Source organism: Vibrio sp. Vb0304 (assembly GCF_033338995.1).
Classification (GTDB): domain Bacteria; phylum Pseudomonadota; class Gammaproteobacteria; order Enterobacterales; family Vibrionaceae; genus Vibrio; species Vibrio alginolyticus.
The window spans coordinates 83,563-109,918 of the sequence record NZ_JAWOTT010000013.1 but is presented as its reverse complement, the minus strand read 5'-3'; the positions used below and the strand labels follow the sequence as shown (position 1 = coordinate 109,918).

Annotated in this window: 24 protein-coding genes; 11 read left to right on the top strand and 13 right to left on the bottom strand. The window is 45.3% G+C overall.

Features of this window, described 5'->3' with window-relative positions; genetic code table 11:
* Positions 1-76 precede the first annotated feature (76 nt).
* Entirely contained in the window at positions 77-976 is a 900-nt protein-coding gene (locus R7P35_RS16220; protein ID WP_203345950.1) for a hypothetical protein, read from the top strand.
* Between the two features lie 89 nt (positions 977-1,065).
* Here the strand turns inward: R7P35_RS16220 and treC are convergent, their stop codons facing one another.
* The 4 genes from treC to gmhB form a co-directional block, all read right to left on the bottom strand.
* Positions 1,066-2,751 carry an alpha,alpha-phosphotrehalase gene (treC, locus tag R7P35_RS16215; RefSeq protein ID WP_203345949.1) on the bottom strand — a complete coding sequence of 562 codons (1,686 nt, stop codon included), beginning with the start codon at positions 2,749-2,751 and terminating at the stop codon, positions 1,066-1,068.
* 87 nt (positions 2,752-2,838) lie between these two features.
* Positions 2,839-4,263 (bottom strand): PTS trehalose transporter subunit IIBC, encoded by a 1,425-nt coding sequence (treB, locus tag R7P35_RS16210; RefSeq protein ID WP_005381959.1) that lies wholly within the window; start codon positions 4,261-4,263, stop codon positions 2,839-2,841.
* A gap of 176 nt (positions 4,264-4,439) precedes the next feature.
* Positions 4,440-5,387: a trehalose operon repressor TreR gene (gene treR / locus R7P35_RS16205; protein ID WP_033905853.1), complete on the bottom strand. Its 948-nt coding sequence runs from the start codon at positions 5,385-5,387 to the stop codon at positions 4,440-4,442.
* Positions 5,388-5,461: 74 nt separating this feature from the next.
* Positions 5,462-6,013, bottom strand: coding sequence for a D-glycero-beta-D-manno-heptose 1,7-bisphosphate 7-phosphatase (gene gmhB, locus R7P35_RS16200; RefSeq protein ID WP_005383603.1), 552 nt, complete (start codon positions 6,011-6,013; stop codon positions 5,462-5,464).
* 341 nt (positions 6,014-6,354) lie between these two features.
* On the opposite strand from gmhB, the gene metN reads away from it, so the two are divergent.
* The 3 genes from metN to R7P35_RS16185 are packed head-to-tail and all read left to right on the top strand — an operon-like array spanning position 6,355 to position 8,898.
* The gene (gene metN, locus R7P35_RS16195) at positions 6,355-7,389 is read left to right on the top strand and encodes a methionine ABC transporter ATP-binding protein MetN (protein ID WP_005381962.1); all 1,035 of its coding nucleotides are present in this window, start codon (positions 6,355-6,357) and stop codon (positions 7,387-7,389) included.
* Positions 7,379-8,056 carry a methionine ABC transporter permease gene (locus R7P35_RS16190; protein WP_005383604.1) on the top strand — a complete coding sequence of 226 codons (678 nt, stop codon included), beginning with the start codon at positions 7,379-7,381 and terminating at the stop codon, positions 8,054-8,056. Before metN ends, R7P35_RS16190 begins: the two co-directional genes overlap by 11 nt.
* Positions 8,057-8,088: 32 nt before the next feature.
* Complete coding sequence (locus R7P35_RS16185) at positions 8,089-8,898, top strand: MetQ/NlpA family lipoprotein (protein ID WP_005381966.1); 810 nt, start codon at positions 8,089-8,091, stop codon at positions 8,896-8,898.
* 126 nt (positions 8,899-9,024) lie between these two features.
* Here the strand turns inward: R7P35_RS16185 and R7P35_RS16180 are convergent, their stop codons facing one another.
* Together R7P35_RS16180 and syd are read right to left on the bottom strand one after the other, a co-directional pair.
* Positions 9,025-9,801, bottom strand: coding sequence for a Zn-ribbon-containing protein (locus R7P35_RS16180; RefSeq protein ID WP_005383605.1), 777 nt, complete (start codon positions 9,799-9,801; stop codon positions 9,025-9,027).
* A 2-nt stretch (positions 9,802-9,803) separates the two neighbouring features.
* Positions 9,804-10,349 (bottom strand): SecY-interacting protein, encoded by a 546-nt coding sequence (syd, locus tag R7P35_RS16175; RefSeq protein ID WP_005383606.1) that lies wholly within the window; start codon positions 10,347-10,349, stop codon positions 9,804-9,806.
* 108 nt (positions 10,350-10,457) lie between these two features.
* Here syd and queF point away from each other — a divergent pair, with 108 nt between their 5' ends.
* The 5 genes from queF (at position 10,458) to xni (ending at position 17,922) form a co-directional block, all read left to right on the top strand.
* Complete coding sequence (queF, locus tag R7P35_RS16170; RefSeq protein ID WP_005383608.1) at positions 10,458-11,303, top strand: NADPH-dependent 7-cyano-7-deazaguanine reductase QueF; 846 nt, start codon at positions 10,458-10,460, stop codon at positions 11,301-11,303.
* Between the two features lie 164 nt (positions 11,304-11,467).
* Complete coding sequence (locus tag R7P35_RS16165; protein ID WP_151514561.1) at positions 11,468-13,750, top strand: tetratricopeptide repeat protein; 2,283 nt, start codon at positions 11,468-11,470, stop codon at positions 13,748-13,750.
* Positions 13,751-13,848: 98 nt separating this feature from the next.
* Positions 13,849-15,414, top strand: a complete 1,566-nt coding sequence (locus R7P35_RS16160; RefSeq protein ID WP_005381978.1) for a sensor domain-containing diguanylate cyclase — start codon at positions 13,849-13,851, stop codon at positions 15,412-15,414.
* 291 nt (positions 15,415-15,705) lie between these two features.
* Positions 15,706-17,082 (top strand): nucleotide 5'-monophosphate nucleosidase PpnN, encoded by a 1,377-nt coding sequence (gene ppnN / locus R7P35_RS16155; protein ID WP_005383611.1) that lies wholly within the window; start codon positions 15,706-15,708, stop codon positions 17,080-17,082.
* A gap of 57 nt (positions 17,083-17,139) precedes the next feature.
* Entirely contained in the window at positions 17,140-17,922 is a 783-nt protein-coding gene (gene xni, locus R7P35_RS16150; RefSeq protein WP_169628724.1) for a flap endonuclease Xni, read from the top strand.
* A gap of 108 nt (positions 17,923-18,030) precedes the next feature.
* Here xni and rlmM read toward each other — a convergent pair whose 3' ends face one another.
* The 7 genes from rlmM to pomA all read right to left on the bottom strand — a co-directional run bounded on the left by rlmM (position 18,031) and on the right by pomA (position 24,924).
* Positions 18,031-19,122 (bottom strand): 23S rRNA (cytidine(2498)-2'-O)-methyltransferase RlmM, encoded by a 1,092-nt coding sequence (rlmM, locus tag R7P35_RS16145; protein WP_017820611.1) that lies wholly within the window; start codon positions 19,120-19,122, stop codon positions 18,031-18,033.
* A complete protein-coding gene (locus R7P35_RS16140; RefSeq protein ID WP_025768894.1) occupies positions 19,119-19,517 on the bottom strand; it encodes a DUF423 domain-containing protein in 399 nt (132 codons plus the stop codon). The genes rlmM and R7P35_RS16140 overlap by 4 nt, the downstream gene beginning before the upstream one ends.
* Positions 19,507-20,130, bottom strand: a complete 624-nt coding sequence (locus tag R7P35_RS16135; protein ID WP_005383614.1) for an alpha/beta fold hydrolase — start codon at positions 20,128-20,130, stop codon at positions 19,507-19,509. The genes R7P35_RS16140 and R7P35_RS16135 overlap by 11 nt, the downstream gene beginning before the upstream one ends.
* Entirely contained in the window at positions 20,111-21,031 is a 921-nt protein-coding gene (locus R7P35_RS16130) for a transcriptional regulator GcvA (RefSeq protein WP_005383616.1), read from the bottom strand. The genes R7P35_RS16135 and R7P35_RS16130 overlap by 20 nt, the downstream gene beginning before the upstream one ends.
* A 510-nt stretch (positions 21,032-21,541) precedes the next feature.
* The gene (gene thiI, locus R7P35_RS16125) at positions 21,542-22,990 is read right to left on the bottom strand and encodes a tRNA uracil 4-sulfurtransferase ThiI (RefSeq protein WP_005383617.1); all 1,449 of its coding nucleotides are present in this window, start codon (positions 22,988-22,990) and stop codon (positions 21,542-21,544) included.
* 210 nt (positions 22,991-23,200) lie between these two features.
* Positions 23,201-24,148 (bottom strand): flagellar motor protein MotB, encoded by a 948-nt coding sequence (locus R7P35_RS16120; RefSeq protein WP_025768893.1) that lies wholly within the window; start codon positions 24,146-24,148, stop codon positions 23,201-23,203.
* Between the two features lie 14 nt (positions 24,149-24,162).
* Positions 24,163-24,924 (bottom strand): flagellar motor protein PomA, encoded by a 762-nt coding sequence (gene pomA, locus R7P35_RS16115; RefSeq protein WP_005381564.1) that lies wholly within the window; start codon positions 24,922-24,924, stop codon positions 24,163-24,165.
* A gap of 263 nt (positions 24,925-25,187) precedes the next feature.
* On the opposite strand from pomA, the gene xseB reads away from it, so the two are divergent.
* Positions 25,188-25,430, top strand: a complete 243-nt coding sequence (gene xseB / locus R7P35_RS16110; protein WP_005381566.1) for an exodeoxyribonuclease VII small subunit — start codon at positions 25,188-25,190, stop codon at positions 25,428-25,430.
* 21 nt (positions 25,431-25,451) lie between these two features.
* Complete coding sequence (gene ispA / locus R7P35_RS16105; RefSeq protein WP_025768892.1) at positions 25,452-26,336, top strand: (2E,6E)-farnesyl diphosphate synthase; 885 nt, start codon at positions 25,452-25,454, stop codon at positions 26,334-26,336.
* Positions 26,337-26,356: the final 20 nt, after the last annotated feature.

Below are 26,356 nucleotides of genomic sequence, written 5' to 3'. Positions count from 1 at the left end.
TCTCACTGAACTTAGCATGCTCGCATTCAAGCAACGGCCCAACATGAAGCGGCCTTATCAATCAGGAATGTAAACCATGCTAAACAAAATGACGCTTATCGCAGCAGCAACTCTGGCTCTTTACGGCTGTGGCGGAGGTTCGTCTTCTGGCAGTGCGAATCCAAACAAAGTGCCTCAAGAAAGTTTCGACGTCTCGATTCACAACTCAATCTTCGCTCCCACGCCAAGTACACAGCTAAACTACGCATTTAGCTTGGATGGCCAACCAGAAGGCGACATGAAACTGAGCTTCCAAGCGATGGATAGCGAGCAAATATTGGCAGCATTGGCACAAATCCCAAACAGCGAAGCAATGGTCCAGTTGGTTAATGACTTGGTGAACTACGGCGCCGAACAGTTCTACTATTCAGACGAGCAGTACAACGACGACGAAGAGAGCAATACGCTTTACTTTGCAGGATCAGATGGTGCACTCCATGAAATCACTGACGCTTATTTCATTGGTCATCAGTTTATTGCCATGCTTATGCACAGCGGTCCGATTTTCCGCCTAAACGGTGACGACGTAAAAGAGAAAAGCCCGAATATTGACATCGGTGAAGAAACTATGTCTCTGCAAACCACTCTTACAGGCTACGCAGTTCACAACCTTCTAGACCGTTTTGAAGAGCATGAGTGGGTACAAAACCTTCCTATGACAGCATCTTGCCAAGTGGTTTGGCAACAGCAAATCCGAGAAACTGGCGTGCGTAAATCGTTCTCGATCTCAGGCAAGAAAATTGAAGCGGCATACCTGATGGAAGAGAACATCTACAACCTAAACTGTGATGACATGGACTCAATGGAGTTCGCCACTTCGGCAGAACGTTGGTTTAATCCGAGCTTAGGTCTGATAGAACAAATTGAACTGCAGAAAGTACAACAAGTACAAATCAACGAAGAGAAAGTGCAGCTAACAGCGATTGAAACAAAATAAGCTAGAGATATCTCAATAAAAGAAGGCTTTGGGGAGCACACCAAAGCCTTCATCTCGAATATCAATCCTAGGGGTGATGACACCCGAGTTTATTCTTCTATCAACAAAATACGAGTTTCGTAAGGTCGTAACACTTGATGGTTTGACGCGACTGCGCTCGCTGAGTTTTGATAGTTAGATAGCAAGTTTTTCGCTTTACTCATATCAAAACGTTCTGGCAGAACGCATTCCACCTCTTCAGCGTAGTAGTTATTGATACACAGCAGCGTTTGCTTATCGTTCTGACGAGCGTAAGCGAAAATACGTTTGTGCTCTGGCAGTAAATCTTCATAACGGCCATCGGTGATGACTGGAACCTGTTTACGCAGTTCAATCAGACGCTTGTAAAAGTAGAACACCGAGTTTAAATCGGCAACCGCAGCTTCAGCATTGATTTCAGTGTAATTCTGCGCCACTTCAAGCCAAGGCGTGCCCTCAGTAAAGCCCGCGTGTTTTGCACTGTTCCATTGCATTGGTGTACGTGAGTTATCACGCGACTTCTGTGCCAAGATCGCCATCATATCGTCATGAGATACACCATCACGGTTGACCATGATGTCGTACATGTTAGTACTTTCAACATCACGATATTGGCTGATTTCGGTATAACCCGGGTTGGTCATGCCGATCTCTTCCCCCTGGTAAACATAAGGTGTGCCTTGCATCATGTGCACTGATGCCGCAAGCATCTTGGCAGATTCAACACGGTATTGCTCTTCGTTACCTAATCGGCTGACAACGCGTGGCTGGTCGTGGTTACACCAGAACAACGCCCCCCACCCTTTGCCATTTAAGCCCGTTTGCCAATGATTGAAGATCTGTTTTAACTGAATGAAATCAAACGGCGCTTTGGTCCATTTTTCACCATTTGGATAATCGACTTTCAGATGATGGAAGTTGAACACCATGGATAGCTCTTTGCCGTCTAGCGAAGAATATTGCTGGCAGTGCTCTAGCGTGGTGGAAGACATTTCACCCACCGTCACGCTGCCGTATTTTTGAAACACAGATTCGCTAATCTCTTGAAGGTATTCGTGCACACGTGGACCGTCGGTGTAGAAGCGGCGACCATCACCAATATCATCACTTGGAAAATCTTGCTGCTTGGAAATCAGGTTGATAACGTCGAGACGGAAACCATCGACTCCCTTCTCTGCCCAGAAGCTGATGACTTCTTTCACTTCTTCACGCACTACTGGTTTTTCCCAGTTTAAGTCCGCTTGCTCTTTAGCAAAAAGGTGCAAATAGTACTGGCCTGTTTTTTCATCCAGCGCCCAAGCGTTGCCACCAAACTTTGATTGCCAGTTGTTTGGTTCAGCACCATCTACCGGATCTTTCCAGATGTAGTAATCACGGTATGGGCTGTTTTTATCACCCAGTGCGGATTGGAACCACTTGTGTTCTGTCGACGTGTGGTTCACTACAATGTCCATGATGATACGAATACCCAACTGATGCGCTTCTGCTAGCAAAGTTTCAAAGTCTTGCATCGTGCCGAACTCAGGGTTGATAGAGTAATAATCGGAGATGTCATAACCGTTGTCGATCATTGGCGATTGGTAAACCGGCGTCAGCCAAATCGCATCCACACCAAGGTGCTTAAGATAATCCAGCTTAGAAATGATCCCTTTGATGTCGCCCGTGCCTTTACTGCCACTGTCACAAAAGCTTTTTGGGTAAATTTGATAGATGGTTGCGGTTTTCCACCAGCTCTCATCATGCTTGGTCATAGCCATTTCTAACACTCACTTACCAGTAATCGGAAACTTAAAATTTGAAAAGAAAAATAGGAGGAGGCAGCCAAGTCACTGCCTCAAATTGAATTACGCGTTTGCAGGCTCAAGCTCACCTTTGGCTTGTGCACGCTTATACAGAATTAACGTTAATGCAGCAGGTACCAGCATTGCGACTAACATAGCCAAAGCAAAAATGCCCCAGAACTGCGGTTGGATAGACAAGATGCCCGGCAAACCGCCCACACCGATACCGTTCGCCATTACGCCCGCACTACCACAAATAGCAGCAGCACACGCACTACCGATCATCGCGCTCAGCATTGGGAACTTGTATTTCAAGTTGATGCCGTACATCGCCGGTTCAGTAACGCCAAGGTAAGCAGAGATAGCCGCAGGCACTGAGATATCACGCTCGCCGTGTTTTTTACTGATGATAATGATGCCGACGACCGCAGACGCTTGAGCAATATTTGAAAGCGCAATCAGAGGCCAAATTGGCGTGCCGCCTAGCTCTTGCATTAATTGAAGGTCAACCGCGTTGGTGGTGTGGTGAATACCAGTAATGACCAATGGCGCGTATAGGAAGCCGAAGATGGTTGAGCCAATCATTGCGAAGTCACCCGTCATGGCTGCTTTTGCTGCGAAAGCAACGCCGTCACCCAACATACGGCCGAATGGACCAATGATAGAGTGCGCAAGAATCACAGACACGATGATAGAGACAAACGGCACAACCACTAGGTAAAGGTAAGACGGAATGATGCGTTTTAAGTTGGTTTCAATAAACGCCAGTGCCATACCAGCGAGCATTGCCGGAATCACTTGCGCTTGGTAGCCCACTTTCTCGATGGCGAATAAGCCAAAGTCCCACACTTCGGGTACTTGCTTACCAATCAGGTAGGCGTTCATCAACTGCGGAGAAACCAATGTCACACCAAGCGTGATACCCAGAATCGGAGTACCGCCGAGCTTTTTCACTGTCGACCAACACACGCCAACCGGTAGGAAGAAGAAGATCGCCTCACCAATCAGCCATAAGAAAGAGTGTACCGTTGCCCAAAACTGGCTGATTTCCGTTAGCGTTTGACCATCAAACATCTTGATGTCGCCAATCACGTTACGGAAACCAAGGATCAGACCACCGGTGATGATCGCTGGTAGCAGTGGTACAAAGATTTCTGCAAGGTGGGAAATACCACGCTCAACGATATTCATGTTTTGACGAGCAGCGTTCTTCGCTTCGTCTTTGCTGGCTTCACTTTTACCCGTCAGTCCGATCAGTACCTTGTAAACTTCATCCACTTCAGTACCGATAACCACTTGGAACTGGCCTGCGTTGGTAAAACAGCCCTTCACCATCGGTAATGCTTCTAACTGTTTCGTATCTGCTTTGTCCGTATCATTTAGAACAAAACGCAAGCGAGTTAAACAGTGACTTACACTGGCAATATTGTCCGGCCCCCCGACCAGCTCAATAAGACGCTCCACGTCTTTACGCGCAATCTTACTCATAACTTTGTCCACCCTGTATTGGATACATTCGATTCATCATTTTGTTTTTATAAATGGGAACATTCCCATTTCTTGATTTTAATATTGCCATCCGAAGGCAAAAAACAAAATGGGAACAGTCCCATTAATTGAGAGTGATCACAGTATAATTTTAGAGCAGATCGTTTTAGTGTGGGTCAATAAACGATAGGCTGTTGAGTAAAGTGAACCACTTCCTCATCGCCATTTAATTGATTGATCAGCATGTTAGCGGACTTCTCACCTGCAAGGGTATAACCTGGGTCGACACTAAATACTTTAGGGAAAAGGAAAGAGAGCAATTCATTACCTCCAACACCTGTCACAACCACGTCTTCACGTCCTAACTCTTGAAGACGCTTAATCACGCCCAACGCGATGGTGTCACTGGCGCACACGATGGCCTGAGTGTCAGATTGAAGGACTTTGTCTACCAACTGATAAGCACTTTCATGGCTCAACTTACCCGTCTGGAAACAAGGTGTAATTTGTTTGCGTTGACACCAAGCTTTATAAGCATTTAGACGAGCTAAGCCAGTGGTTTTGTCTTCAGGGTCAACACCAATATAAGCAATGCGAGATAAAGATTGCTGCTCAAGATGAGACAAAGCCATGTCTATCACACCTTGGTTGTCGTAGTTGATCGAAGAAACCATTTGCGTGTCCATCGCGATCACGACGATACGATTACCCCACTCCGCCAATGCTCGCTCATCACATCCAGTAAAACCAAACACGATCACCCCATCGACGTTGCGACGTTTAAGCACATCCAAATGCTCATTGGTTTTATCGCGATCGAATTGGCTTTCCATGATCACCGCATCATAACCAGCGGAATACAAAGCATTGAGCATGGTACCAACGGCGCGATTTTCTGATGGTGAATCTAAACGGGAGATGATAACCCCAATAACTTTTTGGCTGCCGCCACGCATTGATTGCGCAGATTTGGACGGCACATAACCAGATTCACGAATAATTTGCTCAACCTTCTCTCGCGTTTGGGGTTTCACTTTTGGATCGTTAGTAAGCACACGGCTTACTGTCGATTTGCCCACGCCTGCCAATTTTGCGATATCAAGAATGGTGAGTTTTTTGCTCATAAGTGTTCAGACTAAAAGAAGGAATCAAACAAAAGGGAAGCAGTGGCTTCCCTTATCTCAGTCAGTAATGAAGATTACTTGTTTAAGTACGCAGGCACATCTGCAATGCTATCTAATACTACCGTTGCAATGGCTTCGCCCTGTTCCGTTACTGGCTTACCAGTGCGAACCAAAATCTTAGTGCCAACGCCTGCCGCTTCTGCTGCCATCATGTCTTCAGCTTTATCGCCGATCATCACAGATTTCTCCATGTCGATCTTCAAGAAGTCACGCGCAGAAATGAACATGCCTGGTTTTGGCTTACGGCACGCACAATCTTGCTTGTACTCGCCAATGCCATGTTCTGGATGATGTGGACAGTAATAGATACCATCGAACTCAACACCATTATCAGCAAAGTTCCAATCCATCCATTGAGTCAGAGACAAGAAACGGTCTTCACTGAATTTACCGCGTGCGATGCCCGATTGATTCGTCACTAACACTAGAAGGTAGCCTTTATCTTTTAGCGCTTTCGTCGCTTCAAATACACCATCAATGTACTCAAAATCATGTTCGTCATGAACGTAGCCGTGGTCAACGTTTATCACGCCATCACGATCGATAAAAACAGCAGGTTTTGCCAAAACGTATTTCTCTATTAACTCGGTTTAATCAGATTATTACATACCTTATAAACTTCAACACTATCTAATTCATTCTAGGCCTCGACAAAACGGTTGATTTGTTGGGCAAGAATCGGTAAATCTGAGGGTGCCCCGCCGTCTACCTCCTGCTTGTTATCTATACATCTTCGTTTCAAAACAGAACATCCATACATTTAGACGTCTAGACGTAAAAATATCTATTGACTTCATTCTGCTTAACCCATAGCATCAACTGAAAATTGAGATAAAGCTCAACATTAAGTTCTGTCAAAGGCCGTTTTTGACAGCGAAGTTCCCCGTATCTTTGGGCAGGTTGAAACATGATAGAAATAAAAAACGTCAATAAAGTGTTCTACCAAGGCAGTAAGGAAATCCTTGCCCTGAAAGACATTAACTTACACATCGACAAAGGCACCATCTTTGGTGTTATCGGTTCATCAGGTGCTGGTAAAAGTACGCTGATCCGCTGTGTCAACATGTTAGAAGCGCCGACCTCTGGTTCCATCATCGTTGATGGTGTGGATCTAACCAAACTCAGCAAAAAACAACTAGTCGAAACACGCCGTAACATTGGCATGATCTTCCAGCACTTTAACCTGCTTTCGTCTCGTACTGTGTTTGATAATGTAGCACTGCCACTAGAACTGGCAGGTAAAGACAAATCGCAAATCACAACAAAAGTAACTGAGTTGCTAAAGCTTGTGGGCTTAGCCGACAAACACGAGAGCTACCCATCTAACTTAAGTGGCGGACAAAAACAGCGTGTGGCAATTGCTCGTGCATTGGCATCCGATCCTAGCGTGCTGCTTTGTGATGAGGCCACTAGTGCGCTCGACCCGGCAACAACTCAATCTATCCTTGAGTTATTGAAAGAGATCAACCGCAAACTCAACATCACGATTTTACTTATCACTCACGAAATGGAAGTCGTAAAAAGTATCTGTCACGAAGTAGCAATCATCGGTGGTGGTGAGCTGGTGGAAAAAGGCACCGTTGGCGATATTTTTGCGCACCCTAAGACAGAGCTAGCGCACCAATTCATTCGCTCAACGCTGGATCTTTCCATTCCTGAAGATTACCAAGCTCGTCTGCAAGCAGAGCGTGTTGATGGCAGCTACCCGTTGGTTCGCTTAGAGTTTACTGGCGCAACCGTCGATGCACCGTTAATGTCGCAAATTTCTCGTAAATACAATATTGATGTGAGTATTTTGAGTTCCGACCTTGATTACGCTGGTGGCGTGAAATTCGGCATGATGGTCGCAGAGCTATTTGGTAACGAAGAAGATGACAACGCAGCTCTTGAATACCTGCGTAAGCACAACGTAAAAGTAGAGGTACTTGGTTATGTCCTTTAATACGATTTCTGAATGGCTGAGCTTAAACAGCAAACTACTTTTAGGTGCAACGTGGGAAACGCTTTACATGGTTGCGGTTGCCGGATTAGTCGGCTTTGCTGTGGGTATTCCATTAGGCGTAATCCTCCATATTACTAAGAAAGGCGGCCTACTTGAAAACACCAAACTAAATAGCGGCTTAGGCGCTATCGTTAACATTGGTCGTTCTGTGCCATTCCTCGTACTGATGGTTGCGATTATTCCAGTGACAAAAATGCTAGTTGGAACCTTTATCGGTACAACCGCAGCAATCGTCCCACTGACTATTGGCGCCATTCCTTTTGTCGCTCGTCTTATTGAAGGTGCTTTATTAGAAGTACCGACAGGCTTGGTGGAAGCAGCGCAGTCAATGGGGGCGACACCAACACAGATCATCACAAAAGTTCTACTACCTGAAGCAATGCCGACTATTGTTAACTCAGTAACGATTACCTTGGTCACTCTCGTTAGCTACTCAGCTATGGCGGGTACGGTAGGCGGCGGCGGCCTAGGTGACGTAGCCATTCGTTACGGTTTCCACCGCTACGATGTAACTATCATGGCCGTGACTGTCGTGATGTTGATTGTTCTAGTACAGATTATTCAGTCTATCGGCGACGCAGTGGTGCGCCGTGTAGACCACAGATAAGCATCAAAAATACAAATTATAAGGAGATAAAGATGAAATTTAGCCTTAAAGGTCTTTTGACTGTAGCAACGGCCGCCTCTGCTCTTGCTCTAGCGGGTTGCGGCGACAAAGAAGTAGACGTAAACAAAGTAAAAGTTGGCGTTATTGCTGGTGCTGAAGCACAAGTAGCCGAAGTTGCCGCTAAAGTAGCAAAAGAGAAATACAACCTAGACGTTGAGCTAGTAACATTTACCGATTACGTAACACCAAACGCCGCTCTGGATGATGGTTCAGTAGACGCGAATGCGTTCCAGCACAAACCATACCTAGACCAACAAGTGAAAGACCGCGGCTACAAACTGGCTATCGCGGGTAACTCATTCGTTTACCCTATTGCTGGTTACTCAAAGCAAGTAAAATCAATTGATGAAATTCAAGATGGCGCACGCATCGCAGTACCAAACGACCCAACGAACCTAGGTCGCTCACTACTGCTTCTTGAGCAACAAGGTTTGATTACGCTACGTGATGGCGTTGGTCTACTCGCTACAGTACGTGACATCGTAGGCAACCCTAAAAATATCGAAATCATTGAACTAGAAGCCCCACAGCTTCCACGTTCACTGGATGACGTAACGCTATCTATCATCAACACCACTTACGCAAGCTCTATCGACCTATCGCCAGAGCGTGACGGCGTGTTCGTTGAAGATAAAGACTCACCATACGTAAACCTAATTGTCGCTCGCGAAGAAAATGTTAATGCGCAAAACGTACAAAACTTCGTAAAAGCTTACCAAACGGAAGAAGTTTACGAAGCGGCAAAAGAGCTGTTCAAAGGCGGTGTTGTGAAAGGTTGGTAATCCCACTTTTCAAAACATGACTGAAAACAACGTTCTAAACATAAACGTTCTAAACACAAAAGGGCTGATGTGAAAACATCAGCCCTTTCTATTTGTCTATCTGCCCATTTAAGTAGCTTCAATTCGCTACTTAAGATGGTCCCAAGAGATATTCGACACGATTCGGCAGTCATCACACTTAAAATGAAATATGTCATGTAGTGGCTCATCGAGTAGCCACTCGCCATCGCATTTTGGACACTTGCGCGCTTTCTCGCTCTCCAGCGACTGACCACCGACACGATACTGGTAATAGTACGTAGGGATCTTCGTGATGTATTCGATACGGCCACGTAAGTCCCAACCTCGGCGAAACAGCACACTATCCACATCGCAAATTTCGTGCAGCGCCGCATGTTCCGCTCGGCAGCCCCCTGCCATTTGGATTTCATCACACGCTTGCCACTCAGTCTGCCACTTAATGACAGCTTTATGGTCTCCATTAAGTGTTGGCTCATTACGATACAAAGGAATTGGCAACAGGGTTTCACCACTTCGCAAAGGCGAACACGTATGAACATAAGTCGTGTACAACACTTGCCAGCTAGGTGTCTCTTCTTCGGCTGCTTGTTCTGAATTCAAATCACGCCCCAGCATACGCATTTTCGGTGCAAGCAAAGACGCATCCGACAAACGGTTCATGCACACTTTGACGAAATCTGAGTGATAACGTGGATGCAAGCTGTCTTGTTCTGGGCAAACAACACGAACGAAAAATTCACCTTCTCCCATCACTATCGGAAATTCACGACCTAATACTTGGCCGTTGTAACGCAGAGCATCCATCAAGCCATTAATGGCTTTGTCTACCGCGCTGACGGTGGTGTTATCAAAACACTCAAACTGCAACTCAACAACATACATACTTAGACGGCAGCCTCTAACTTATTCAAGAACTCAACCAATGAATCTGCCAATACATCACGTTTAGAGGTGCCCAAACGCTCTAGAATCACATTGCCAGTGAGGTTACAAATAGAAATCACATCCATTTCCTCACCTGTCGCTGCGATAAATACTGTTGGTTTAAGTTTCAAGCGGCGCTGCGTCACCAAATGACCAAGAATATTTTCTTGTAGACGCACGAAATCATCATCGCTCCAGACTTGCAGCAGCGTCAACGAATTACCTTGCCAAGTTGCCTCCATATCGGCGCAGTATTGAGAACCATAAAAGGCTTTAACATCATCTTGCAGTGACAACTCAATCGCATTTTCCACATTGGTGAAATCGGCCATTTCATCACGTGCGACCGCTTTCCAAAGCACCTTTCCATCACGCTTCTCTTCGACACAAGGAGAAACAAGCTCTGCAAGCTCTTCACTGCTTGGCAACTCATTGTGCTTAGCTTGCCAAGCTTGTTGGTAGCGCAGGCTGAACTCTTGTAGCGCCTGAGTAACGTTTTGGGTCATGAAGGTCTCCTCATTCCTTATTTATCAGATAGCCGTACTTGCCTGATGGCAATTGACCAGCGGATTCAGTAAAATTCTCGCCATTCTAATCGAAAACGACCACAAAGTATGAGCAAATATTCTGACGCTAAAGAGCTTGCTGGCCTAACACTAGGTAAAACGACCGAGTATGCGAACCAGTATGACCCAAGCTTGCTGCAACCAGTCCCTCGCAGCCTGAACCGAGATGACCTTCAGTTAGGCGATACTCTGCCTTTCATGGGGCACGACATTTGGACGCTGTATGAACTGTCTTGGTTAAATAGTAAAGGTTTACCACAAGTGGCCGTTGGCGAAGTATACATTCCAGCCACCAGCGCAAACTTGATTGAATCGAAGTCTTTCAAACTGTACTTAAACAGCTACAACCAAACCCGCTTTGCAAGCTGGGAAGAAGTGACTGAGCGTTTAACACAAGACCTGTCTGAATGCGCAGGTGAAAAGGTGCTGGTTGAGGTGAATCCAGTGACCCACTATACCAATCAACCTATCGTAACAATGGACGGTGAATGTATTGATGACCAAGACATTAACATCACCAGTTACGATTTCGATGCCGATTTGCTTGAAGGTGCAGCAGGTGAAGTACAAGTTGAAGAGGTGCTACATAGCCACCTATTGAAATCAAACTGTTTGATCACTAACCAACCCGACTGGGGCAGTGTAGAAATTCGCTACCAAGGCGCAAAAATAGATCGTGAGAAGCTGTTACGTTACTTAGTGTCTTTCCGCGAGCACAATGAGTTCCACGAACAGTGTGTAGAGCGTATTTTTACGGATCTAATGAAATACTGCCAACCAAGCAAACTGACCGTATTTGCCCGCTATACGCGCCGTGGAGGCTTGGATATCAACCCTTACCGCTCAACGGAACAAGATAAGCCAGCTCACAATCACCGTATGGCTCGTCAGTAAGCGCATAGGCAACAGAAATAAGTTCGGCAATCTAAAGGGTTGCCGGACGTTTTTATTGTCCAAGCATGTTACTATACCAAATGGCTTCAACCCGCATTTAAACGGCTAATTGAGGCTTTTCGCCGTTATCGCAATATCTAAAAACAGTTCGAGGGAACGAAAGGATGTTTTGGGACAGTTCGCGTCTATTCAAGTTGATTGGCTTTCTTTGCTTGCTGTTTGTACAGCCACTTCATGCAACCATTTTATCGTCCGCGTTACTCAACGAAGCACAACAATTGGCGGAAATAGAGCCATCACAAGCAAAACAAGCGGCAACCAACTATTTGTCACAGCGTGAGCTAACAGAACGCAAAGAAAGTGACAGCCCTTCAGCCATGTCTCGCGACGAAACAGATCGTAGCGTTCGCACACCAAGCAGCACCATCGAAGCGCACAAGATTATCGCTCAGGCAGATTACGCCATGGGTAATGTTCGTTCAGCTATCGAGCACCTAAATAAAGCGGAACGCTTAGCGCAAGAATATCAATTGCCGTACATGGACTTAGATCTCCAGCTGATGCGCAACCAAATGATTTGGATGTACGACAAAAACTACTCAAAAGCGGAAGACACGCTTAACCAAATTGAACAACAGCTCGATGAAGCCGATGCCGTATTACAACGCACCGACAGCGTTCGCTACCGACTAGTGATGCAAAGAGCACTCCTCGCTTCACATAGTGGCGATATCATTAAAGCGGAAAACTTGTACTCTGAAGCAAAGACCATGCTTGACGATAGCCGCTCTGAGTTAGCCTTGATCGACTACTACACTGCCGTCGGCGAGTTTTACCTCAATAGCAAGAAATACAATTTGGCTTTGTCAGAACTGCTATACGGTTATTGGCAATCTATTGAAAGTAACAGTGGTGCAAGATTAGCAAAAGTGAATCGCCTTTTGGCTAGGCTCTTCCAGGAGCGACGAGTGTACGACAAAGCGATCGAATACTTATCTCAAGCCGCAGATTTTTATGACTCTTACCCTAGCTCTCCGATCCTAGCGGACGTCCTAGAGCAAATGGGCGACATCTACTTTTATCAGGGTAAGTTTAACCTTGCGTTAGTGCATTACTTCAACGTGCTTGACCATGAAAGTACCAGTAAGAACATCAATAGAATCATTAAAATTCGCTTAAGCTTGGCGGCTACCTACCTACAACTCTATAACTACGCGCTAGCAGAGCAGTACTTAGACCGCTCTAAAGAGCTTTTAGAATACACCAATATTCCTAGGCTTGAAGCAAAGGCTGCCCTGCTTCAGTCAGGTCTGGCTTATCATCAAAATGACAGTAAAGACGTCATTACTAATGCTAAGCTGGCGTTAGCGCTTGCTGAAAAGTCACCTGAAAATAACAACTTCATTAAGCAGCAGTCATACCGTTTACTTGGGTTGGGTTACGAGCAGGCAGGCGAATACAAACTTTCTCTGCAAGCTTATAAAAAATACACCAACCTCGTTCGTCTAGAACAAAAGCAGCTTAACCAAATCAGTGAGGATGCGTTCCGTCAGCAAAAAGAATTTGCCGAACAAACCATCCATTACATCGGTCAATCAGAACGCTTAGAGCAAGTTGAAAGAGAGCATCGTAAATTCCAGAAAATCTCATTTGCATTGTTTATTACTGTCTTGGTCATGTTTTTGTTCATTATGCGCCGTGGGGTCATTATGCAGCGCCAAGCAAGTGAAATCGAAAAACTGCGTAACGACCTCTTCACCCACTCTCGCTCTCGTTTACGTAACTTGCGTATGCTGAATGTTAAGCTTTCTCGCTCATTGAAAAAGTCGAGCGAAACTTTCGAGCAATGGCAAATGGGTGAATTGATCCACGAACCACTTAATGATCGCCTACGCTTTGTTATGATCGATTTGCCATTCTTACGAAGCATGTACGTCCATAACGGCTATAAGGCAGGTCTAGAACTAGAACGGGCATTTGGCGACTTCCTTGCGGAAAAAATAGAAAAACCGTCGCGTCTTTACCATTTCTCAGATGCGAACTTACTCTATATAGAACCGAACGCTGACCGTGATGCTTCTGCCGAAGTCATGTTCGAAAAATTCCAGACTTGGGTGGATGAGTTCGCTCAGCAGCACAACGTCAATCGTATTATTCGTATGGGCATCAGTGATTATCCGTTCTTACCCCGAGCCTACACTGCAATTAACGATGAGGAATTACTCGATCTGTTGTTGCTTGCGACTCACATCGCACGAGAAGTCAGCTTGAAGGATAAGCAAAGCCACTGGGTGTTCTTAAAAGCCATCGATAATGCGCCTGCTGCTAGCTTTGCAACAGGTAACATAAGAACTGCCTGTCAACATGCCATTAGCCAAGGCCTGATCAAGATCCATTCGTCCTACAAGAATGAGGACGACATCAAGAAAATATTAAAAAATGGATAATTAAACGCCTGTTGAACGTAATAACTAATGACGCTATAAAGTTTTTTGTTATTATCAGATAATTGTCAGTAGTACATGGACTTAACCGTAGTCACTTCATGGGAATCTTGGAATCCGATATTCAGTCGCAGCTGCATCAGCTGAGTTGTCAACTTGACCAACTCAGACTGACTCATCGTGATACTTCACTCAAATTCAAACGTGAACAACAAGTTCTTAAACGCGTTGTGGCATCATTGTCTTCAGCTTGCCAGGGTTCGAATACTCAGGTATCCAACTACCTATTTGAAATCCAACAAGAGCTGCAACATCAAAAAGATATCAGCACTCTTATCCCGCGTTTAGCGGTATTAGAGAGGATGCTCAAACAGCAGTCGAAGACGATGGATAAACAAAACGGTTACCTTGACGAACAAATCAAGCACAGTGGTGAAACACTGCAACGTGTCACGGGCTTACCTGCGCAGTTAAAACGTGAACTACGGAACCTGATGAGTTTCTCTGAAGTTCACGCCAGCAATAAAGCTGATCAAGCCACTAAGCTACTGAGTATTTACGAACGCGCTCTGAAAATCATCACGTCTAATTCACGTCTACATCTTAGTGAATTTGAAAACAATCCCGACAGATCTCAGCTTGAGTGCTTAGCCAGCGACCTCCAACATACTATTACAGAGCTGGATTTCGAGGGAGAATCAGGCGATAGATTGCTGGATATTCGCGCTAAGTTGCTCCTTGGCGTGAGTGCCGAGTCTCTCATTGAGCTTACGCTCTCAACGCTGAAATTGGTTGTCGAAGCAACAAAGTTCGAGCGCGAGGCGTCTAGCCAATTCCTTGATCAGCTGAACACTTCTCTCGCAAGTAACCTAAAAACCGTTCATCAGAACGTCGACCAGCATCATACCTACTTTGAACACCGCCAAGAGCTCAACACAGAAATGAACAGCTTGGTTGAATTAAGCCAAAAGTCACTTAATCAAGCTCAAGATATCGCGGTTGTGAAAAAAGAAATCACGCCTCTTCTCGAAAAAATGGCGTCGCTGACAGAGCGACTGAAAATGACGGAAGAGCGAGAGCAAGCGCTGCAAGAGCGGTTAAGTTACAGTAAGAACCAACTCGAAGCGGTATTTGAAACTACGCAAGATTATCGTCGACGCTTAGATGACCAAGCTCAGCGTATGTTGCTCGACCCGCTGACTAAAGTTTATAACCGCACTGCATTTAACGATCGACTAGAGCTAGAGTATCGCCGTTGGATTCGCTCTCAGCAAAACCTTCGTGTTGTGCTATTTGATGTAGACAACTTCAAAGCGGTGAATGATAGCTATGGTTATACGGCTGGCGATAAAGCGCTGAAGATCATCGCTCGTACTATTAACAAGCGCGTATCAGAAACGGAAACAGTAGCTCGCTTTGGTGGCGAGGAGTTTATTCTACTCGTCCCGGAACAATCTGAAGAATACACACTGGATCTGATTAAGCATATCCAGCGTGATATTAGCCAATTACCCTTTAAGTTCCGTGAGCAAAATATCATGATTACCTTAGCTGCTGTATCGACGTCTTTCAAAGAGTCCGATACGCCAGAGTATGTGCTCGATCGTCTTGGCAAGATGCTTGCGGACGCTAAAAAACGTGGAACAAACCAGCTTAACTGGAGCTAAGATTCGTACAAAAAGCGAGCAAACAAACCAAATTTGGTGCAATCTACGCTTTATAACCACCCATTTTCAACGAGTTATCACATTTCTTCCCTTTTAGTCTGCTAAGCTGTAAAAACCCAAGTCACTTCAAGATGATGTATTTATAAAAGGCAAATGTATCATCTTGAGGTTGCTTGGGAGTTGATAACCATAAAACCAAATCGGCCAACTACCTTTCATCAAACCATACGTATAACACCAAAAAGGTAAGTTGGTACTTTCCCTCAAATTAATGCAACACAAGGAGGCGTTATGATTACCCATATAAGCCCCGCTGGTAGCATGGACTTGCTATCTCAACTAGAAGTAGAGCGCTTAAAGAACACAGCCTCGAGTGAACTTTATCAGCTGTACCGTAATTGCACATTAGCGGTGTTGAACTCCGGTAGCCATACCGATAACTCGAAAGAACTGCTCGATAAATACCAATCGTTTGATGTCAACGTCGTGCGTCGTGAGCGTGGTATTAAGCTTGAGCTGACTAATCCGCCAGAGCACGCTTTTGTTGACGGCGAAATAATTAAAGGTATCCAAGAGCATCTGTTCTCCGTATTGCGTGATATCGTTTACGTAAACATGCATTTGGCAGACGCCCAACGGCTCAACCTTACTAACCCAATTCACATTACGAACCTCGTGTTCGGCATTCTTCGTAATGCCAGAGCATTAACTCCAGGTATCGCACCGAATCTTGTCGTATGTTGGGGTGGTCACTCTATCAATGGAGTGGAGTATCAGTACACACGTGAAGTGGGTAACGAACTGGGCCTGCGTGAACTTAACATCTGTACAGGTTGCGGCCCTGGCGCAATGGAAGGGCCGATGAAAGGTGCAGCAATTGGGCACGCAAAGCAACGTTATACTCAGCAACGTTATCTTGGTTTAACCGAACCCTCGATTATTGCTGCCGAGCCACCAAACCCAATAGTAAATGAACTGGTCATCATGCCCGACATCGAAAAGCGCTTGGAAGCTTTCGTCCGTATGGCTCATGGTATCGTTATTTTCCCAGGAGGCCCGGGCACAGCGGAAGAGCTACTGTACATTCTTGGCATCATGATGCACCCGGATAACGCCGATCAACCAATGCCTATCGTATTAACAGGACCAAAAGAGAGTGAAGAGTACTTCCGCTCTATTGATGAGTTCATTCGCGACACACTTGGTGAGGAAGGGCAAAAGCACTACGAGATCATCATTGACGACCCGGCAGAAGTCGCTCGTATTATGAAACGCTCCATGGACTCGGTACGCCTTCACCGAAAAGAGAAAGGCGATGCGTACAGCTTTAACTGGTCATTGAAAATTGAGCCAAACTTCCAACTGCCATTCGAGCCTACTCATGAGTCGATGGAACAATTGGATTTAAGCCTAGATCAAGAACCGCAAGTTTTAGCGGCCAACTTGCGTCAAGCCTTCTCTGGCATAGTGGCAGGTAACGTAAAGGCTGAAGGCATTCGAGAAATAGAACGTAGAGGGCCTTTCACCATTCATGGCGACGCAGTCCTCATGAAAAAACTCGATAAGTTGCTAAAAGACTTTGTCGAACAGCACCGAATGAAATTACCTGGCGGTTCAGACTACGAACCGTGTTATCGAATCGCTCACCCGGAAATTGGTGGTCGATAGTCAGGCTAGCATTCGTTACACTAGGGGCATTACGCCCCTTTTTATTGCTAAGTCATTATGTCTATTCATCTTGTTATCATTGATGCCCTAAACCTGATCCGCCGAGTGCACTCAGCACAACCAGATCCAACCGACATAGCAAGAACCATAACCACAACGCAAAGAACCCTCACTCGCATTCTGTCAGAGGCCAACCCGACACACATCATCGCGGTTTTTGATCACCACGAACAAGACAGAGGTTGGCGCGCTGAAATTCTCCCTGACTATAAGCAAAACCGAAAACCAATGCCTCAGCCACTACTGCAAGGGTTAGATGCGATTCAACAAGCGTGGTGGGAGCAAGGTATTGATTCATTGCTTTCTGAAGGCGATGAAGCAGATGATTTGGTTGCTACACTCGCAACGAAAGTGGCCAGCCATGGTGAAAAAGTCACCATCGTTTCCACAGACAAAGGTTACTGCCAGCTACTTTCCCCTACCCTACAAATCCGTGATTATTTCCAACATCGTTGGTTAGATGAACCATTTATCGAAAAAGAGTTCGGCGTAAAACCAAATCAACTAGCGGATTACTGGGGATTAACAGGGATAAGCTCTAGCCAGGTTCCGGGCGTACCTGGAATTGGCCCGAAAACAGCGAAAGAGATTCTCACTCAGTTTGAGAGTATTGAAGCTGCCTACGCTAGTGAAGATCTCGTACCGAAATACCGTATAAAATTGGATGAGCACATTGAGTCTGCTCGTTTATGTAAACGCGTCGCCGCTTTAAAGTGCGACATCGAACTAGGCTTTAACTTGCAAGATATTCGCTTTTTAGGGCCAAACAAAGCGGAGTAGTGTCCGATGGTAGTTTCACACCATGAAACCCTCAGATATTAAAAAAGCGCCATTTGAAGGCGCTTTTTCTATTCTAATCACTATTCCCAAAAGACTCGGGGAATAAAGTTAGTAAGGTGAAATATTCGACAGACATTGGATATGAATCGTGATTTCTTCACGATCATGATACAAATGTTTAGCTTGTAGCTTGAACTTTACCTTATTATCAATGAGGAACTGCTTCAGATTTTCAAGGTCTTGCAGCACTTCGTCATAACGCCCTTTCATTGGCAGCTTAAGGTTAAAGATGGCCTCTTTTGCCCAACCTTTTAACAGCCACTGTCCCATCAGGTGAGCAACACGAGCTGGCTTTTCCACCATGTCACAAACAATCCATGTTACGTTCTTGCGGTCTGGTTCGAACTTAAAACCATCCACCATATGGTGCTTGATCTGGCCAGTTTCCATCAAACTGTCTGCCATCATGCCGTTATCAACGCAGTGAACGAACATTGAGCGCTTCACTAATTGGTACGTCCAACCGCCTGGACATGCACCTAAATCCACACCCCACATACCTGGTGCCAAACGCTCATCCCACTCTTCACGTGGAATAAAGACATGAAATGCTTCTTCCAGTTTAAGTGTTGAACGACTTGGGGCGTCTGCTGGGAATTTAAGGCGAGGGATACCCATGAAGAACTGTGAGTTGTTGTCAGTGTAAGAGTAACCAACGTAACAGTGGCCAGGCTCAACAAAGCAAATGTGCAGTACTGGTTTTTTCGCGTTATCTTTGTTCAGCATTAAGCCTTTACCGCGCAACGCTTGACGCATTGGGACGGTAAACTTACGGCAGAATTTCAGTAGCTCTTTCGCTTCATTTGTATCTGGCGTTTCAATTCTCAAATCACCACAACGAGGGAATGCTTCGATGTCTGCTAGTTCATTCAGAATTGGACTAATTCGGTCATCACTTGGCAACGATTGAAACTCAGCTGCTACCGCAAACATTTGTCGAGCAAAAATTAAAGACTTAAAGTCTAAACCTCTCGCAAGTTTGTCGGCATCTCCATCTTGGTAGCACTCGAAGACAACATAACCTGAGTTTCTCTTCACACGAGGGAAGCCATACACTTCCAACTGTGTCGCTTTGTCCTGAATTTCACCAGCACACTCTTTCTCAAAGCCAGAACGGCAATAGAGCATTAGTTGTTTCACTTGGAGACCTCTTTGATATTGAACGCAGCAAAAAAGAACAGACACCAACCAATCATGAACAGTAATCCTCCCACAGGAGTAATTGGCCCAAACCACTTAATGCCCGTCAGCGCCAGCGCGTAAAGACTGCCGCTAAAACAAAAGATGCCGATAATAAAGCAAATCGCCGCAATGAAAAAATATTTTTGTGCTTTTTGTCCCAAATTGAGCAGAAGCAGAATGGCACAAAACACAATCGCCAACGTGTGAATAAATTGATACAGAACTCCGGTCTCAAATACACCGAGCAAATAAGGGGCCAGTGTCGCTTTTAGCCCATGAGCAGCAAATGCTCCAAGAGCGACCGAAATCAGCCCAGACAATCCAGAGAATGAGAGTAACCACTTACTTTTCACTGTACACCTCTTTTATAAACGCCGCTAACTGCTCTATCGCGAGTGCAATGTTACCCACTTCAGTATGACCTGAGATCTTGCGCGGTTTGAAGCTGTGGTCACCATCAGGTAAAAAGCTCACCGTTACTTGTGACGAAAGGACGAAATCATCGAATTCCTCACGCTTACCAAAGGTGTCTCGTTCCCCTTGCAGAATCAGCGTAGGTTTCTCAATGGTTGCTAAGTGCTCGCCTTTGTATTTCTCTGGCTTTCCTGGTGGGTGAAATGGAAACCCTAAACAGGCAATGCCCGCCACCAGCTCATTTTCAGCCAACAAGCTCGACATACGACCGCCCATTGACTTACCACCAATAACCACGGGAGAAGAAGTAAAGTGAGCGATCACTTCGCTGTATGCTTCGAGCAACTTTGGCGCGCGATCGGGCGGACGCTTTTTGCCATCTTCCGAACGTTTCACCATGTAAGGGAAATTAAAACGCACTACACGAATACCTTGCTCCACTAATCCTTTGGCGACAGCTGTCATGAAGTCATGCTCCATCCCCGCACCTGCGCCGTGAGCAAAAATAAACAGCGGTCCGTTTTCAGGCCCCTCAGCTATCCAGTGATTCATCCAATACTTCCTCTTGTTCTTTTCTCGCGGTTGCTAACATCCAGTCTCTAAACGTTGCGATTCGGCCCATATCTGCCTGCTGTTCATGACACACCACATAGAATGCATTCTTAGATATCAACACCTCGTCGAATGGTGCAATGAGTCGTCCGGCTTCCATTTCAGGTTTGGCGAGTACGTTGTTACCGAGCGCGACCCCCTGACCGTGCGCAGCAGCCTGTAGCACCATCGTTGAGTGACTAAAAATAGGACCGTGGTTTACGTTGATGCCTTCAATGTTGTAATGACGAGCAAACTGCTTCCAGTCTTTACGCGAAGTATCGTGTAACAAAGTATGTAATTTGAGGTCACTTAAAGATTCTAATGGTTTGTTACCCAAAAGTAATGAAGGTGAACAAAGTGGGATCAAAAACTCTTGGTACAATTTATCTGCTCGCAAACCTGGCCAGTTCCCACGGCCATAGTAGATCGCCACATCAACATCATCAGTCAGTGAGCCTTCATCCATATCTACGGCTTTAATACGTACATCGATATCGGGCTCTTGAGCATTAAAATCGGCCAAACGAGGTACAAGCCATTGGATAGCAAAACTCGGCGGTAGGCTAATCGTCAATGCCCCTTTTTCGCTACGTTCCAACACCTTATCTGTCGCTTCCGCAATCGAGGTGAAAATATCTTTGATATCGAGAAAGTAACTTTGGCCTTCTTCTGTTAACAACAAAGAACGATTACGTCGACGGAAGAGCTTCAATGATAAGAACTCTTCAAGCGCTTTAATCTGGTGACTGACCGCGGCTTGAGTAACAAATAACTCTTCTGCTGCTCGTGTAAAACTGAGATGACGAGCAGCCGCTTCGAAGACTCGAAGCGAATTTAATGGAGGCAATCTGCGAGACATATGGGACCTCTAATAGGATTAGTTTTTTTAATCTGAAACATTATAAAATGTCCGTTGTCGAACAGCCAGATAAATTCTATATTTCACCCCGCAACACGGGCCTGAACGGCTTGATTTCTTTGGAAATCAATTGGCTTCGTTGTTGCGATGTTGTGTTTGCAAACTCGTATTTCGAGTTAGGTAGATTTCTACCATAATGTTTTGTCCACACTCCCTGTGACAAAACATATACTTCCTGTATTTATTTTTGACCTGTCTGTCAAATTTGTTACACCGCCTAAATTAGGCGGTGTTTTTTTATCTATCAAAAATCTCATCCGCATATCTGGCAGCAATATCACTTTATTACTCTTCTTTCGGATTAATTATCGTTATATCAACACAAAGTGTATGGCTTTGCGATAAGCCTCAACATTATGCTAAGTAATGGTTGTCTGTAACGCGATCAAAAACAAAAAAGGCGCAAATTGATGTCTCAATTTGCGCCTTTTAACGTATTTTATCAGTCAGCTATGGACGGTAAACTTTTACGTTGCTGAAGCCTTGCTCTTGCAAGTAAAGCGCTTGCAGACGGCTCATCACACCGCGGTCACAGTAAAGTAAGTATGTCTTAGACTGGTCTAAGTCACCAAACTGTGTACCCAGCTTGTAGAAAGGGATATGTTTCACATCCACACCTTCGATTTCAAGTGGGTTATCGTCTTCCTCTTCAGGACTACGAATATCTAGCACAACCGCGTGCTCTTCTACCGCTTGAACTTGCTCTACTTCTGGTGCGGCTTGCTCAGACTCTTTCGCGATATCACGAATGTCCATCATGCGAGCTTCTTGAACCACTTGCTCAAGGATACTAAAGTCGAATTTCTCTTCTTCAGCTTCTAGCTTGCCTTTCACCGCTTTCACGGTTGGCTTCTTAGAGATAACACCACAGTATTCTGGCATTGTCTTGGCGAAATCTTCTGTGCCGATTTCACGTGCTAGATTGATGATGTCTTCTTTATCCCAGTTGATAAGTGGACGCAGAATCAGCGTGTCAGTTACGTTATCGATGTGGCGTAGATTGGTTAGCGTTTGGCTCGATACTTGACCTAGTGCTTCACCTGTTACCAATGCTTCGATCTTCATCTTCTGAGCGATCATGCCTGCTGCACGCATAAACATACGCTTCAAGATCACGCCCATTTGGCCGTCATCGACTTTCTCTAGGATTTCCGCAACCACAGGCTCGAAATCAACTGAGATAAAACGTACTTTTGCTGAAGAACCGTATTTGTTCCATAGGTAGTGAGAAACCTGCTTAACGCCGATTTCGTGTGCTGGACCACCTAAGTTAAAGAAGCAGTAATGTACTTTTGAACCACGCTTGATATGAAGATAGCTTGAAACACCAGAATCGAAACCACCCGAGATCAGGCTTAACACGTCTTCTTGCGTACCCAGAGGGAAACCACCTAGGCCTTTATGACGAGACAATACTTGGTTTAGCTTGTCGTTCGAGACTTCTACCTTGATCGTCACGTCTGGGTTTCGTAGCTTAACACTAGCGCTTTCAATCGCTTGATTTAAACCACCGCCTACATAACGCTCTAGTTCAATGGAGGTAAAGTCATGCTTGCCACGACGCTTCGCACGTACAACAAAGGTTTTATTTTCGAGTGCAGCACGGTTGAGTTCTAGCACTTGCTCGAAAATATCGTGCAAGTCTTTAAATTCAGTTTGCTTCACTTCCAGTACGTGGTGAATGCCTGGTGTATGAGTCAAAACCTCAAGAACTTCAGCGTGGAATTCGTTACTCTCAGAGGTCACTTCAATGTGATCACGACGGTTAAATACCGCGACAGACTCCGTGCGGCTCTTAATGATGTTACGAATGTTGCACTCTAAAATCTTTGTGAAGCGCTTACGCACAGATTCACTTTTTACAAAAATTTCTGGATGGGGCTTTACAATAAATTTCATAGTCTAATTCGCAGGTTAGTTTCGCAATCAACAAAGAGTGCACTCAACTTCAATACTTCATACGCAGTAAAACCGCGTTTCAGTCACAAAAAGTAGTCTGAGCTCACTTTTAAGGCGCAAGATTATACACCCAAGCGGATTGGAAAAACAAAAAAAGCGAGCAATCTGCTCGCTTTCTTGTCTCTTTACTGACTTAAAACTAAAGCCTAGTTATTGAATTACCGGCACTTCTTCACTGTAGAGAGGCTCGCCTTGCATAATGCTGATTTCAACCCGTCGGTTAAGTGCGCGATTGTCATCAGAATCATTCGGTAACAAGGGCTCCGTATCCGCCATGCCTCGTACTCTTAAACGTTGATGAGAGAAGCCTCTCACTTTCTCCATCTCTTGCGCGACTGATACTGCGCGCTGAGAAGAGAGATCCCAGTTAGAACGATAAAGTTCCGAATCTAGCGGTCGATTGTCTGTATGGCCAGATACTCGAACAATGCCTGGCACATCTTTTACTAGCTCTGCAATCTGACGAACTAAAGGGCGAAACTTAGGCTGCAAGAAGGCCGAACCTTCTGGGAATGCACCTTTTTCACGCATACGTATAACAATCTGCTGACCGAGGTTTTCAACTTCAATGGCGCCTTGTTCAATCTCTCGCTCTAAGGCTTTCTTGATGCTTTCCATCAAGGTTTCCATCTCTTGCGACATCTCTTTAGATTGCTGTTGCTGCATGTCCGCTTCGGCAGATTCATTGTTTTGAGTTGACGTTTCTGGCGATTGCCCACCCGTTAACTTGCCTTCATCACGTTTTGTGCCACCAGCTCGATCAGACTCCGCTTCATGAAATTCGAGCGTCTGCTGAGTGATGTCCATGGTTTGCTGCATGATGACATCAATCGGAGTTGGTTCCGGCCGACCCGGTCGAAACTCTTGGGCAATAATGCTAGTACCTTTGGGAATGTCTTTCACTTCAAGCTGATTTTGCACACCGAAGGCAAATTTCATTGATCCTGCAATTTGTTTGAACTTCAGTACATCCATCTCAGAAAACGAGAGTAGAAGAACAAAGAAACACATCAGTAGCGACATTAAGTCCGCGAATGTCCCCATCCATAACGGGAGACCGGGTGGCGGACAATCGCATTTGTTATCTTCATCATCCATCACTACTCTCCAAGTTACTCGTCAATCTCAAGGGCACGTTTACCTTCATTGAGGTAGTTCTTCAAGTAACTATCGATCACTCGCGGGTTTTGGCCATCTTGAATCGCTAATACGCCATCCATGATCAAACGGCGATTTAGCGTTTCTTGGTCACGGCGAAGAGAAAGCTTATCCGCAATAGGGAAAAACACCATATTGGACAGGATCGCGCCATACAATGTGGTCAAGAGTGCAACGGCCATTGCTGGTCCAATCGCTTTAGGGTCATCCATGTTTGAAAGCATCGCAACAAGACCAACCAAGGTGCCAATCATTCCCATCGCAGGAGCAACGTCGCCAAAGGCGCGAAATACGCCAGTACCTTGCGTATGTCGTTCATCCGTAAGCGCGATGTCTTTTTTGAGTGCCGCTCTCACAACGTCGGCATCATGGCCATCAACCAGTAGATCAATGCCTTTCTGCATGAATGTGTTGTTTATTTCCATCTCTTCAAGAGCAAGAAAACCACCTTTACGCGCCGCATCGGCCATTTCCACAATTTTTGCGATCAGGTCTTCGGGTTCATCCGCTTTAAACATGAAGGCTTTGCCAGCAATCTTTGTCGCACCAAAAAACTGTCCCATTGTGAACTTCATCAACACGACGAATATTGAGCCGCCAACGACAATAAGGATCGACGTGACATCGACAAACATGCCGATGCTGCCACCAAGCACCATCGCCATAATGACGAATGCAAAACCACCAATCAAACCTAATAGGGTTGCTAAATCCACAAAGCACTCCTCACGCTATACTCAAATACTGCCATTGGGCGGATTATTACCTGTATCGACAACTCGCGCAGAATTTTTAGAAAAATCTTAGCTAATGGATCACAAATTACACTTAACAACCTCAACCAAAATATGGGGTTTCATCGCTTAGACTCGTTGAACGCTAATTTTGTGACAATTATATAAGGTTAAATTTGACCAAATTACTAGGCTAAGGTAACTTTCGTGCATCTTACCCGAGGCTTGATTAAGGCAGAAAAAAGATGGCGGTCAAGAAACCAGAAAACATGACCTTTGAAGCAACCATTGAAGAGCTTGATAGCTTGGTTGATCAATTAGAAAATGGCGATCTTGCTCTAGATGATGCCCTGCGTAAGTTTGAACGAGGCATTGCCTTAGCTCGTGCAGGCCAAACTAAATTAAGCGACGCCGAACAGCGCGTGAGCATTCTTCTTAGTGAAGATGATGAAGCACCACTGAGTGACTTCAAACCAGATTCAGAATAACAATCAGTAGTGAGCAATGTGATGCAACAGACATTGACGTCTTTTCAACAAAGAAACAATCAGCAATTGAATTTGTGGCTCGATCAGCTTCCATATCAAGAGCAGCCATTGATTCAAGCAATGAAATACGGCCTTTTGCTAGGTGGGAAACGCGTTCGCCCTTTTCTTGTTTACATCACAGGTCAAATGCTCGGCTGTAAACCTGAAGACTTAGACACCCCCGCCGCTGCTATCGAATGTATACATGCCTACTCACTCATTCATGATGATCTGCCAGCCATGGACGATGATGAACTGCGTCGAGGTCAACCAACTTGTCATATTAAGTTTGATGAAGCAACCGCAATACTGACAGGTGATGCACTACAAACCCTTGCCTTCACTATTATTGCTGATGGTCAATTAAGCCCGGCGGCAGAAGCTCAACGCATCAACATGATCAAAGCCTTAGCGCATTCCTCTGGTGCCAGCGGCATGTGTGTAGGGCAAGCCTTAGATTTAGGCGCGGAAAATCGCCAAGCTTCTCTTGAAGAAATGGAAGAGATACACCGTAAAAAAACCGGAGCTCTGATTGATTGTGCGGTAAAATTAGGTGCATTAGCTGCTGGTGAGAAAGGTATCGAGGTTCTACCTCACTTGGAGCGCTACTCAAAAGCAATTGGTTTGGCGTTTCAGGTTCAAGACGATATTCTTGATATCATCAGTGACACAGAAACACTGGGTAAGCCTCAAGGTTCCGACCAAGGTCTGAATAAGAGCACTTATCCTTCCCTGCTGGGTTTAGAGGGAGCCATAGAGAAAGCTCACACTCTGTTACAGGAAGCACTTCAAGCATTGGAAGCTATCCCATACAATACTCAGTTACTCGAAGAGTTCGCCCGATATGTCATCGAGCGCAAAAATTAACACTATAAGCGCGCATTTAT